A 12,156-nucleotide genomic window follows, 5' to 3' on the forward strand; every position below is an offset into this window, starting at 1 on the left:
TAATGAACATACTATTGGTTGAAGATGGTGATTATAAAAGTAGACGTGTTTTTGATTTTATAAAATCTGAGTTCCCTAATGTTGAGATTATTATACGAAAGTCATACTCATCAGCATTAAAAGAGCTGACTTCGAATACATTCAACTTGGCTATTATCGATTTAAGCCTTCCAACATTTGATAGCGATAATGGTGAGGATGGGGGAGAATTTAGAGCCTATGGGGGCTTAGATATAGCAAAACAAATGAAAAGGCGAAAAATTTCCTTACCATTTTTGTTTCTAACTCAATATAGCTCTTTCTCTAACGATGGCACTAGTTTAAAAATTAATGACATTCAAGCTATCGCAAACAATGAACATGCAAACTTTTTAGGGTGTATATACTATGAACACTCTAACTCCAAGTGGCAGACAGAATTAAAGGAGATAATAAAAAATGAGTGTAATTCTAATCATTGACGATAATATCGAAAGAGGGAGAAACATAAAAAACACTCTCATTGAGATGAATAACAAACTCTCGGAAGAAACTTTTGAATTTGCTTACTGTTTACATCAAGCAAAACTAAAAATGCGCCAGAAAAGCTATGCGGCCATATTTTTAGATATGGCATTGCCTCAATTTAATGACTCCCCCAGCATAGATACAAACGCAGGTACAAAGTTACTAACCGATATAAAAAACACTAACGTTAATGCACCAGTAAGAATATTTGGGCTCACAGCTCTCAACGATAACATAGAAGAAAAAAATAAGTTATTTGAGGAGCTTGGGTTTAAGCTTTTTTATTCTCCACCAGGTGATTTATCTTGGCTAACCACAATTAACCCTCAACTAAATTACGCAATATCTGCACATAAATCAGTACCTAACACTGAAAAAGACATTGCCATTATAACTGTTCACGGTATAAGAACCTTTGGTTCGTGGCAAGAAAGATTAACTAATTTGATTAAAGATGCAAACATTTATGATCAGGTTGAACCTTTAAATTTCAAATTCACAGGAATAGACCTCTTCAGATTTATATTTCCACCATTAAGGAACAAAATCGTCAACCGTTTGTATGATGACCTAAATTCATGGTTGAATGAAAATAGAGCAAAGAAAATAGTTTGTTTTTCTCACAGCTTTGGCACATTTATTTTAATAAAGGCCATTGAAAAATTTTCTGATAAGTCACTAACTGAGAACATATCTCTCATCGTATTGTCCGGCAGTGTCTTAAAAAGAGACTATAACTTTGGTTTAGTAAAGAATTTATGTAATGCAAGCATTATTAATGAATGTTCAGTATATGACTTCCCTTTATTACTCAGTGAGTCATTTATAATTGGAACTGGCATGGCTGGTAAAGTTGGATTTAACAAATTAAACACCTCAAAATTTATTAATCGATATTATAATGGTGGGCATAGCTATTTCTTCGACAATAAAAATGAATTCATGAGTAAAATGTGGTTACCACTAATCAAAAATCATAATACCATTATGAGTGGAGAAGACGACATTAAAGTAAATTTTTTACATCAATTACTTATCGACGCAGCCAAACTATCTTCAAAAATCAAATACCTTTACTATGCTGTTTTAGCTTGGTTTATATTAGATTTTATTCTTCAACCAACTGTCCTCTCAATTATATATTGAGCGAAAGCTATGTCTTGAATATCTTTGCTTTCTAATACTTACCTTGTGTATGGTTGGCTCATATTCTATATCATTCGTTTCATTTTATGGTGGCTGCAAGTTATGGTAGCCACCTCCTTTCTCTATCCGCCCCCACACAAGTAAAATAAAGTCTCTATTGCCCCCTCCCCCTTGCCATCCTGCCAGCAATTAATTAGTCACTATTTTATCATCTGTTTTTCGCTCGCCTCGGTAAAAAATAGTGGCCAAACCACTTACCCAGATAAAACAAACGGTTGCCCGCAGAGTGGGTGAATATTTCAATCAACGGCCAATTAATAACCTTACTCAAAAGGACGTTTTGATTATTTATAACTGAGCATAGTCCCGCAGAGTGTGTGTCATTATAAGCTTAATGACAGATGAACAGACTGTGTTCCATGACAAGCAGATCACTATTCCGTTAGCGCCCTTTCCCATCGCAATCCATTAATTCTCTCCCGATTAAATATCACGACTCTCTTGGTAGGTCGGGCAGCTGTGCGTTGGCAAACGTGTAAACATCAAACTGACAAGATGAACTCATGAACTGTGATAAACAACAAGCCATGTCCGGCGTTATGCTGGCGGCGATTGGCGTAGTCTATGGCGATATCGGCACCAGCCCGCTCTATACCTTGCGCGAGTGCCTGTCAGGTCAATTCGGGTTCGGCGTCGAGCCGGCCTCCATTCTCGGCTTTCTCTCGCTGATCTTCTGGCTGCTGATCCTGGTGGTGTCGGTCAAGTACCTCTCCTTTGTGATGCGGGCCGATAACGCCGGCGAGGGTGGCATTCTCACCCTGATGTCGCTGGCGACCCGCAACGCCTCCACCCGCTGGACGCCGCTGCTGATCATCCTCGGCCTGATTGGCGGCAGCTTTTTCTATGGCGAGGTGGTGATCACCCCGGCGATGTCGGTGATGTCGGCCATCGAGGGTCTGAGCATTCTCACCCCCGCCCTCGACCCCTATATCGTCACCCTCTCGGTGCTGGTGCTGACCCTGCTGTTTGCCATCCAGAAACATGGCACCGCCATGGTGGGCAAGCTGTTTGCCCCCATCATGCTGATCTGGTTTATGACGCTGGCAGTGCTGGGGCTGCGCGGCATCATCCACAACCCCGAGGTGCTGGGTGCGCTTAACCCTATCTGGGCGGTGCGCTTCTTTATCCAGTACCAGACCACCTCCTTCTTTGCCCTCGGCGCCGTGGTGCTGGCCATCACCGGGGTGGAGGCGCTCTACGCGGATATGGGCCACTTCGGCAAAAATCCCATTCGCCTCGCCTGGTTTATCGTGGTGCTGCCCTCTCTGGTGCTCAACTACTTCGGTCAGGGGGCGCTGCTGCTGAGTAACCCTGCCGCCATTGCCAACCCCTTCTTCCTGCTCGCGCCGAAATGGGCGCTGGTGCCTCTGCTGCTGCTGGCAACCATGGCGACGGTGATCGCCTCCCAGGCGGTGATCTCCGGGGTCTTTTCGCTGACCCGGCAGGCGGTGCGCCTCGGTTATCTCTCCCCCATTCGCATCGTTCACACCTCCGAGCAGGAGTCCGGCCAGATCTATATTCCGGTCATCAACTGGATGCTCTATATCTCGGTGGTGATCGTCATCATGAGCTTCGAGCACTCCAGCAATCTGGCGGCGGCCTACGGCATCGCCGTGACCGGCACCATGGTGCTCACCTCCATCCTCTCCTGCTCGGTGGCCAAGAACAGCTGGCACTGGAACAAGTATCTGGTGGCCATCCTGTTTGCTGCTCTGCTCTGTATCGACGTGCCGCTGTTTGCCGCCAATCTTGCCAAGATCTTCTCCGGTGGCTGGCTGCCGCTCACTCTGGGCGCAGTGATGTTCACCGTGATGACCAGCTGGAAGAGCGAGCGCTTTCAGCTTATTCGTCGCCTGAACGAGCACGGCAACTCGCTGGAGCCAATGATCGCCTCGCTGGAGAAATCCCCGCCAACCCGGGTGGCCGGCACTGCGGTCTATATGTCGCGGGTGGTCAACGTGATCCCCCACGCGCTCTTGCACAACCTCAAACACAACAAGGTGCTGCACGAGCGGATCATCCTGCTCACCCTGCGGGTGGAAGAGGTGCCCTACGTTCACAACGTGCGCCGGGTCTGCATCGAGCAGCTCTCCCCCACCTTCTGGCGGGTGGTGGCAAGCTACGGCTGGCGCGAGACCCCCAACGTGGAGGAGATCTTCCACCGCTGCAACGCCGAGGGGCTCAGCTGCCGGATGATGGAGACCTCCTTCTTCATGGCCCACGAGTCGCTGATCATGAAGGAGCGCCCCTGGTATCTCTACCTGCGCGGCAAGCTCTTTATGCTGCTGCAGCGCAACGCCCTGCGCGCCCCGGATCAGTTCGAGATCCCGCCCAACCGGGTCATCGAGTTGGGATCCCAAGTGGATATCTGATGGCGTGTTGATGGCCTCTTAATGGCATAGAAAACGCCAGCAAAGAGAGAGGGAGGCATTGGCCTCCCTCTTCTTTTCCGCTAACTCCGATTACCGGCCCCCTCATCCCCAACCCTTCTCCCGCAAGGGGAGAAGGGAGCAAACCACATCGCCCCCCACAGACATCCCACCGTAGGGTGCAACAAGCGCAGCGCCGTGCACCGCGAACATATTTGATAGCGGTGCAATTCACTGCGTTCTTTGCACCCTACTTAATGCTGCGTTTTCCAAGGTGACGAACCCTCTTGGCGGCTTCGTCACAAGTGACGAACGTCACAGTTCGACAGCCACACCAGCTCTTTCCACCAACCAAATGAATATTTTTATTTATTTAAAAACAGTCACTTAAAAGCAATTTCGCAGTAAAAGCCATTCTGGCCCGTATCTTGCCAACCTGCCCCTACTTTCTCCGTTCGCGACACGACAAGGTAGGCTATGAACCGCTTCGTTATCGCTGACCCCAAGCTTTGTATCGGCTGTGGCACCTGTATGGCGGCCTGCAGCGAGGTACACAAGGCGCAAGGTTTGCAGCAAGCCCCCCGTTTAACCGTTATGCGACACGAGCAGGCGACCATGCCGGTTCAGTGCCGTCACTGTGACGATGCCCCCTGCATCAAGGTGTGCCCGGTCGAGGCAATTCGCCAGACCGGCGATTGCGTGCAACTCAACGAGTCGCTCTGCATCGGCTGTAATCTCTGCGCCGTGGCCTGCCCCTTTGGCGCCATCCAGAGCGGTGGCAGCCGTCCGGTGGCCGTGGCCACCAGTTACGACACCTATATCCCCTGCTCCATCCGCTCCAGCAACCCCTCCACCTCCGCCGGCCTGCGCTGCTTTGGCGAGGATCTGCTGAGCTGGGAGCCGGGGGTGCGCAGCATCGCGGTCAAGTGCGACCTGTGCGAGTTCCGCACCGACGGTCCGGCCTGTGTCGGTGCCTGCCCCTCCCAGGCACTGAAGCTGGTCAATGACGGCGACACCGAACGCGCCGCCCGTATCCGTCGCCAGCAAGCGGCCGACACCAACCCGCAAGGGGCCTCCGCCTTCTCGGCGCCTGCCACGGCGATCCCTGCCTCCGATTTATCCACCACAGAGGGAGTTCGCTGATGTTGTCCCCCCTTGTTATGGCCACGCTCCTGCTCTTTTTGCTGGGCGCTGCCGCCGGTTTGCTCCTGCAAAAGCTGCCCGCATTGGCCAACCGTCTCAACAGCGGTTTTGCCCTGCTGGGCTCGCTCGCGGGTCTGGTCGCCGCCATCCAGATCTTTGCCCAAGGCGCCCCCGTCGACGGCCAGCTCTGGCTGCTGGGCTCGGTTCATCTCGACATGCTGGCCGCGCTGATGCTGCTGGTGATTAGCACTGTCGGCGTCGCCGTCGCCCTCTACTCCTTTGCCTATATCCGCGAATATCAGGGCAAGGGGGATGTGGCCATCGGCGCGCTGATGAACCTCTTCCTCTTTGCCATGGTGGGCATGGTACTGGCCGACAATGCGCTCGGTTTCTTGCTCTGCTACGAGCTGGTGACCCTCACCACCTACTGGCTGGTCAAGACCAACCCCGAGGCCGCCAAACAGAGCCGCCTCTATCTGGTGATGAACCATATCGGCATGGCGCTGGTGCTGATCGCCTTCTGGCTGCTCTGCCGCGAAAGCGGCTCGCTGGAGTTCGCCGCGCTGCGCGAGCACCATCTGGCGGGCGGATTGGCCTCGCTGGTGTTTCTGCTCAGCTTCTGCGGCTTTGGCCTGCGCGCCGGTTTCGTGCCGCTGCACGGCTGGCTGCCGGTGGCCGAGCCCGTTGCGCCGTCCCATATCTCGGCGCTGATGTCCGGCGTGATGGTGAAGCTGGGTCTCTTTGGCATCTTGCGGGTCAGCATCGATTTTCTCGGCGCCAGCCAGCTCTGGTGGGGCTATGTGGTACTGATCTTCGGCGCCTGCTCGGCAGTGCTCGGGGTGCTGTTTGCGCTGGCCGAGCACGATCTCAAGCGGCTGCTCGCCTACCACACGGTGGAGAACATCGGCATCATCCTGATGGGGATGGGCATCGGCATGATCGGCATCGCCAACCAGCAACCGGCACTGGTAGTGCTGGGGCTGCTCGGCGCCCTCTATCACCTGCTCAACCACGCCATCTTCAAGAGCCTACTCTTTATGGGCACCGGCTCTGTGATGTTCCGCCTGCACACCCGTGACATGGACAAGATGGGGGGCCTGGCCAAACTGATGCCCTGGACTGCGCTGGCGTTCCTCATCGGTGCAATGGCCATCTCGGCGCTGCCGCCGCTCAACGGCTTTGTCAGCGAGTGGTTTATCTATCAATCCCTGCTCTCCATGACCAAACTCGGCACCTCTGTCGTTGCGCCGCTCGCGGTAGTGATGCTGGCGGTGACCGGCGCCATGGCGGTGATGTGTTTCGTCAAGGTGTACGGCATCTGCTTCTGCGGCGCACCGCGCAGCGAGAAAGCGAGCCACGCCCGCGAAGTGCCAGGAGCCATGGTGGCAGGCACCCTGCTGCTGGCCGCCGTCTGTCTGGTGCTGGGTCTGGGCGCCCCCTGGATTGCCCCCCATATCGCCAGCTATGGTCAGGCACTCGTTGCCAGCCAGATGAGTGTCGCCACCGGCGCCACCCTGCTGCCACTCGATAGCAGCCAGGCGATCCTCTCCCCACCCGTTATCGCCATCACCTTGCTGGGGCTGTTCCTCATCCCGTTGCTGGTACTGGCCATCTTCAAGGGCCCCAAGCTGGGTCGTCGTCACGCCGGCACCCCGTGGGCCTGTGGTTACGCCTATGAGGAGCGCATGAGCCTCACCTCTGGCGGTGTCACCCACACCTTGCGCCAACTCTGCGCGCCGCTCTATCGCAAGCAGCCGCAGCTCGATCTGGCCAGCGCCCTGCACGGGGTGAGCGATACCAGCGGAATGACTGGCTGGCTGCTGCACGCCATTGTGCTGGCGCTCTTTATCCTGATGGCTGTAGGAGTCTGATATGCCTGTTCTTGAAATGCCGAGCTGGGGCATGGTTGCCCTCGCCCTGACCCAGGCCATCGCCATGCTGGCGCTGGCGCCGCTCGCCACCGGTTTCAACCGGGTGCTGCGGGCCAAGATGCACTCCCGTCAGGGGCCGGGCCTGCTGCAGGATTACCGGGATATCGCCAAGCTCCTGCGCCGTCAGGAGGTAACCCCCGAGCCTGCCGGCATCATCTTCAACCTGATGCCTGCGCTGCTCATCGCCGCCCTCTTGCTGGTAGGGATGGCGCTGCCAACCCTGACTCACGAGTCCCCCTTCCCCATCGCCGGGGATCTCATCACCGATATCTATCTGTTCGCCATCTTCCGCTTCTTCTTCTCCCTCTCGGGGCTCGACAGCGGCAGCATGTTTGCAGGTATTGGTGCCCGCCGCGAGCTGACCCTCGGCATTCTGGTGGAGCCCATTCTGGTGCTCGCCTGCTTCATCATGGCGATGATGGTGGGCAGCTCGGATCTGGGCAACATCAGCAGCTATGTGGCGACCCAGCCACTGGCCGCGCCCATCGCCACCCTGCTGGCCGGTGCCGCCTGCGCCTTCGCGGTGTTTGTCGAGATGGGCAAGCTGCCCTTTGACTGCGCCGAAGCCGAGCAGGAGCTGCAGGAGGGACCGCTCACCGAGTACTCCGGTGCGGGCCTCGCCCTGCTCAAGCTCTCCATCGGCCTCAAGCAACTGGTGGTGGTGCAGCTCTTTCTGGTGATTTTCCTCCCCTTCGGCAAGGCGGCCAACTGGAGTCTGCCCGCGCTCATCGGCGCGGCGCTGATCCTCGCCTGCAAGCTGCTGGTGGCCTTTTTACTGGCCGGCATCATCGAAAACGCCATGGCCCGTACCCAGTTCGTGCGCACCCACAAACTCACCCGCTACGGCTTGGGGCTGGCCCTGCTGGCGCTGCTCGCCTATCTGGTCGGGATCTGAATCATGCCCGCCAGCACAGCAACTTTTTCCGATTTCATCATTTGTGAATGCTCATTCCCGAACATTAAAGTGAGAACTGCATGACCATCGCCATTTCGGATCGCATCGGCTGCGACTACATCCAGCAGGTGCGAGCCCAACTGCCCCACGCCATCGTCGACGAGGAGTGGCAAACCGCCGATCAGGCTACCATTACCGTCAAGCCCACCAGTCTGGTCGAGACGGCCAGCCTGATCTTCCATCAGCTGGGGGGCTGGCTTCCGCTCTCCTTTGCCAATGACGAGCGCAGCCTCAACGGCCACTTCGCCGTCTACCACGTCTTCTCCATGGAGGGCGACACCAAGTGCTGGATCACCGTCAAGGTGCTGGTGGATGCCGATACCCAGGAGTACCCCTCCATCACCCCGACCATTCCGGCGGCGGTGTGGGGCGAGCGGGAGATCCGCGACATGTACGGCCTGCGCGCCATCGGCCTGCCGGACGAACGCCGTCTGGTACTGCCGGACGACTGGCCGGAGGATATCCACCCCCTGCGCAAGGACGCCATGGATTATCGCCAGCGCCCGATGCCTACCACCGACACCGAGACCTACCCCTTCGTCAACGAGCTCGGCAGTGATGCCAACCGCATCGTGCCGGTCGGCCCGCTGCACATCACCTCGGACGAACCGGGCCACTTTCGTCTGTTCGTCGATGGGGAAGACATCATCGATGCCGACTACCGCCTCTTCTATGTCCATCGCGGCATGGAGAAGCTGGCGGAAACCCGGATGGGCTACAACGAAGTGGCGTTTCTGACCGACCGGGTCTGCGGCATCTGCGGCTTTACCCACAGCGTCGCCTACACCACCTCGGTGGAGAACGCCATGGGCATTCCGGTGCCGGAGCGGGCCAAGATGATCCGCGCCGTGCTGCTGGAGGTGGAGCGCCTGCACAGCCACATCCTCAACATCGGCCTGTCGAGCCACTTCACCGGTTTCGACACCGGCTTTATGCAGTTCTTCCGGGTGCGGGAGAAATCCATGACCCTGGCCGAGCTGCTGACCGGCGCCCGCAAGACCTACGGCCTCAACCTGATTGGCGGGGTGCGCCGCGACATCTTCAAGGAAGATCGCATCAAGGGTGCCCAGCTGGTGCGCGAGCTCCGTGATGAGCTCAAACCCCTGGTGGCCATGCTGCTGGATACCGCCAACATCTCCTCCCGCCTCATCGGTATCGGCAAGCTCGAGCCGCAGATTGCCCGTGATTTCAGCTGCGTCGGCCCCATGGTGCGGGCGAGCGGCTTCAAGCGCGACGTGCGCCGGGTCCACGACTTTGCCGGCTACCGCGAGTTGCCGATGGAGATCCAGACCAAGGCGGGTTGCGACGTGCAATCCCGGGTGCTGGTGCGGATCCACGAGCTCTACGACTCCCTCGACATGATTGAGTTCGGTCTGGAGCACCTGCCGGAAGGGCCACTGCTCACCGAAGGCTTCACCTACCAGCCGGGCAAGTTTGCGCTGGGCTTTACCGAAGCGCCCCGCGGCGAGAACGTCCACTGGAGCATGACCGGGGACAACCAGAAGCTGTTCCGCTGGCGCTGCCGCGCCGCCACCTACGCCAACTGGCCTGCTCTGCGCTACATGCTGCGCGGCAATACCGTGGCGGATGCGCCGCTGATCATCGGCAGTCTGGATCCCTGCTACTCCTGTACCGACCGGGTCACCCTGGTCGACCCCAAGAAGGGCAAATCCACCGTGGTCTCCTACAAGGAGATCGAGCGCTACTGCATCGATCGCAAAAACTCTCCGCTGAAATAAGGGGTCATCATGATCAAGCTGTTCAAGACCATCCTCAAGGCTGGCACCCCGACCGCCAAGTACCCCTTCGCCCCATACGAGGTGAACCGGGATTTTCGCGGCAAACCCAAATATCAGGCGGATCAGTGCATCGCCTGCGCCGCCTGCACCAAGGCCTGCCCGGCCAATGCGCTGGTGATGGAAGTGGATATGGAGACCGGCGAACGGCGCTGGGAGATCTCCATGGCGCGCTGCATCTTCTGCGGCCGCTGCGAGGAGGTCTGCCCGACCCGCGCCATCGCCCTCTCCCCCGAGTTCGAACTGGCGGTGACCAACAAGGCGGACCTTTATGAGGAGGCCCGCTTCGCGCTGGCCCCCTGCACCCTGTGCGGCACCTACTTTGCCCCGAGCAAGCTGGTGGCACTGGTGGAGGACACCCTCAAGCAAGCTGGCACGCCGCTGGCCACCCCGGAGCGGCTGCACCACTGCCCCGACTGCAAACGAAAACAGAGCATGCTGAGCCAGCCTGACTCGGCCCTGATCACACCGATAGCCACACCGATGGCCGCACAAAAGGAGTGGATGTGATGAGCAAGATCAAAGGCATAGAACCGGTTGTCGGCCATGCCCATACCCGCGCCGTGCCGCTGGCACAGGATCCCGAGATCACCAAACTCAAGAAGACCCTGCTCAAGGACATTCGCCGCTCGGCCTATGTCTACCGGGTCGATTGCGGCGGCTGCAACGCCTGCGAAATCGAGATCTTCGCCACCATCACCCCGCTGTTCGATGCCGAGCGTTTCGGCATCAAGGTGGTCACCTCCCCCCGCCACGCCGACATCCTGCTCTTTACCGGCGCGGTAACCCGGGCGATGCGGGTACCAGCCCTGCGCGCCTACGAGGCGGCGCCCGATCCCAAGATCTGCATCGCCTACGGCGCCTGCGGCTGTGACGGTGGCATCTTCCACGATCTCTACTGCGTCTGGGGCGGCACCGACAAGATAGTGCCGGTGGATGTCTATATCCCCGGCTGCCCTCCGACACCGGCGGCCACCATCTACGGCTTTGCCGTGGCGCTCGGTCTGCTTGAGCAAAAACTCAAAGCCACCAGCCACGAGGTGCAACCGGGTGAGCGGGTCGAGCTGCGCCACACCGGCATTCCCAATGAAATTCGGGTGATGATCGAGCGCGAAGCGCGCCGCATGGCCGGTTATCGGCAGGGGCGGATCATCGCAGACGAATTCATGGCCCTGCTCGAAGGGGCGACCCAGCAGGATGTGGATCTGCGCATCCAGAGCTACCTCGATCAGCACGACGATCCGCGCCTCTCGGAGATCGTCAACAACCTCGCAAACGCCTGCCTCAACCGGGCGGCCGGCAAGGGAGAGGCGGTGCATGGCTGACGAGGTTTTCTTCTACCGCCTGTCGCGCAAGTTCGTCGACGAGCAGTTCGACGTGCCGGAAGAGGCCAGGGAGGTGATGTACTACAGCCTCGCCATCGGCCACCACCTCGGCATCGTCGATTGCCTGCGAGCAGACCTGGTCTGCTCGCTGACCGGTTATCGCGACTGGGTAGCCAAGCTGCCAGAGGGAAGTGAAGCGCGCCGCAAGATGGAGGGATTTCTCACCTTTGGCGAGATCACCATCTATCGCGAGCACTGCCATATGCTGGCCTGCGCCTTCGACCGACTGCGCAAAGCCGACAATCTACTCGATGAGCAGGAGCAGGGCTGGACCAACACCTTTATGGATCAGCTCACCGCCCTCTTTAACGACCCCCATATGTACCTGATGGTAAGGAGCCGCTGATGGGCTGCAATCTCGTGTTGACCGTGGGCAATGCCATGATGGGGGACGACGGTGCCGGCCCCTATCTCGCCGACAAGCTGCAGGCCGCCCCCCTGCCCGGCTGGATCCATATCGACGGCGGCATCGCGCCGGAAAATGTGGTCTACAAGGTGCGGGAGCTGCAACCGGAGCGGGTAGTGCTGGTGGATGCCGCCGAGATCGGCGAGAAGGCGGGCACCCTGCAGGTGATCCCCCCCGAGACCATCGCCGAGATGTTTATCTTCTCGACCCACAATATGCCGCTCAATTTCCTGATCGACGAGCTCAAGACCTTTGTCCCCGAGGTGATCTTTGTCGGGGTACAACCGGCCATCGTGGCGTTCTCCTTCCCGATGACCGAGATGGTGAGCGAGGCGTTGGATTATCTTTATCAGCATCTTGATGCCGCCAGTGACACCAGTCTGTTAATAGATAAACTGGATCAGTGGAATATTGCCAACGCCAACCGGTGATTATTTATCGAGTTGTTAACGACCGTT

The 12,156-nt window shown here is 57.1% G+C and carries 11 protein-coding genes; all 11 read left to right on the top strand.

The window, feature by feature from the left end; genetic code table 11:
- Positions 1–2 precede the first annotated feature (2 nt).
- The 11 genes from G5168_RS01030 to hycI all read left to right on the top strand — a co-directional run bounded on the left by G5168_RS01030 (position 3) and on the right by hycI (position 12,129).
- Complete coding sequence (locus G5168_RS01030) at positions 3–461, top strand: response regulator (RefSeq protein ID WP_139724729.1); 459 nt, start codon at positions 3–5, stop codon at positions 459–461.
- Positions 439–1,653, top strand: a complete 1,215-nt coding sequence (locus G5168_RS01035) for a hypothetical protein (RefSeq protein WP_421251716.1) — start codon at positions 439–441, stop codon at positions 1,651–1,653. The genes G5168_RS01030 and G5168_RS01035 overlap by 23 nt, the downstream gene beginning before the upstream one ends.
- A gap of 563 nt (positions 1,654–2,216) precedes the next feature.
- Positions 2,217–4,085: a low affinity potassium transporter Kup gene (gene kup / locus G5168_RS01040; protein ID WP_158113053.1), complete on the top strand. Its 1,869-nt coding sequence runs from the start codon at positions 2,217–2,219 to the stop codon at positions 4,083–4,085.
- 474 nt (positions 4,086–4,559) lie between these two features.
- Positions 4,560–5,225, top strand: coding sequence for a 4Fe-4S dicluster domain-containing protein (locus G5168_RS01045; RefSeq protein WP_005360206.1), 666 nt, complete (start codon positions 4,560–4,562; stop codon positions 5,223–5,225).
- Entirely contained in the window at positions 5,225–7,096 is a 1,872-nt protein-coding gene (gene hyfB, locus G5168_RS01050; protein WP_421251717.1) for a hydrogenase 4 subunit B, read from the top strand. Before G5168_RS01045 ends, hyfB begins: the two co-directional genes overlap by 1 nt.
- 1 nt (position 7,097) lies before the next feature.
- Entirely contained in the window at positions 7,098–8,051 is a 954-nt protein-coding gene (locus G5168_RS01055; RefSeq protein ID WP_005345231.1) for a respiratory chain complex I subunit 1 family protein, read from the top strand.
- 80 nt (positions 8,052–8,131) lie between these two features.
- The gene (locus G5168_RS01060; protein WP_421251718.1) at positions 8,132–9,850 is read left to right on the top strand and encodes an NADH-quinone oxidoreductase subunit C; all 1,719 of its coding nucleotides are present in this window, start codon (positions 8,132–8,134) and stop codon (positions 9,848–9,850) included.
- A 9-nt stretch (positions 9,851–9,859) separates the two neighbouring features.
- On the top strand, positions 9,860–10,417 hold the full coding sequence (locus G5168_RS01065; RefSeq protein ID WP_005345227.1) for a formate hydrogenlyase complex iron-sulfur subunit: 558 nt from the start codon (positions 9,860–9,862) through the stop codon (positions 10,415–10,417).
- Entirely contained in the window at positions 10,417–11,232 is an 816-nt protein-coding gene (locus tag G5168_RS01070) for an NADH-quinone oxidoreductase subunit B family protein (protein ID WP_421251719.1), read from the top strand. The genes G5168_RS01065 and G5168_RS01070 overlap by 1 nt, the downstream gene beginning before the upstream one ends.
- Complete coding sequence (locus G5168_RS01075) at positions 11,225–11,638, top strand: formate hydrogenlyase maturation HycH family protein (RefSeq protein ID WP_421251720.1); 414 nt, start codon at positions 11,225–11,227, stop codon at positions 11,636–11,638. The genes G5168_RS01070 and G5168_RS01075 overlap by 8 nt, the downstream gene beginning before the upstream one ends.
- On the top strand, positions 11,638–12,129 hold the full coding sequence (hycI, locus tag G5168_RS01080; protein ID WP_421251721.1) for a hydrogenase maturation peptidase HycI: 492 nt from the start codon (positions 11,638–11,640) through the stop codon (positions 12,127–12,129). The genes G5168_RS01075 and hycI overlap by 1 nt, the downstream gene beginning before the upstream one ends.
- Positions 12,130–12,156 lie beyond the last annotated feature (27 nt).

The sequence above is a fragment of the Aeromonas sp. 600724 genome (assembly GCF_049175135.1).
GTDB lineage: Bacteria > Pseudomonadota > Gammaproteobacteria > Enterobacterales > Aeromonadaceae > Aeromonas > Aeromonas veronii_A.

What these genes read in the sequence shown, in the direction of transcription:
- G5168_RS01060 (WP_421251718.1), top strand. Translation starts at nt 8,132, where the DNA reads ATGACCATCGCCATTTCGGATCGCATCGGCTGCGACTACATCCAGCAG.
- G5168_RS01070 (WP_421251719.1), top strand. Translation starts at nt 10,417, where the DNA reads ATGAGCAAGATCAAAGGCATAGAACCGGTTGTCGGCCATGCCCATACC.
- hyfB (WP_421251717.1), top strand. Translation starts at nt 5,225, where the DNA reads ATGTTGTCCCCCCTTGTTATGGCCACGCTCCTGCTCTTTTTGCTGGGC.
- G5168_RS01035 (WP_421251716.1), top strand. Translation starts at nt 439, where the DNA reads ATGAGTGTAATTCTAATCATTGACGATAATATCGAAAGAGGGAGAAAC.
- G5168_RS01065 (WP_005345227.1), top strand. Translation starts at nt 9,860, where the DNA reads ATGATCAAGCTGTTCAAGACCATCCTCAAGGCTGGCACCCCGACCGCC.
- G5168_RS01030 (WP_139724729.1), top strand. Translation starts at nt 3, where the DNA reads ATGAACATACTATTGGTTGAAGATGGTGATTATAAAAGTAGACGTGTT.
- G5168_RS01055 (WP_005345231.1), top strand. Translation starts at nt 7,098, where the DNA reads ATGCCTGTTCTTGAAATGCCGAGCTGGGGCATGGTTGCCCTCGCCCTG.
- kup (WP_158113053.1), top strand. Translation starts at nt 2,217, where the DNA reads ATGAACTGTGATAAACAACAAGCCATGTCCGGCGTTATGCTGGCGGCG.
- G5168_RS01075 (WP_421251720.1), top strand. Translation starts at nt 11,225, where the DNA reads ATGGCTGACGAGGTTTTCTTCTACCGCCTGTCGCGCAAGTTCGTCGAC.
- hycI (WP_421251721.1), top strand. Translation starts at nt 11,638, where the DNA reads ATGGGCTGCAATCTCGTGTTGACCGTGGGCAATGCCATGATGGGGGAC.
- G5168_RS01045 (WP_005360206.1), top strand. Translation starts at nt 4,560, where the DNA reads ATGAACCGCTTCGTTATCGCTGACCCCAAGCTTTGTATCGGCTGTGGC.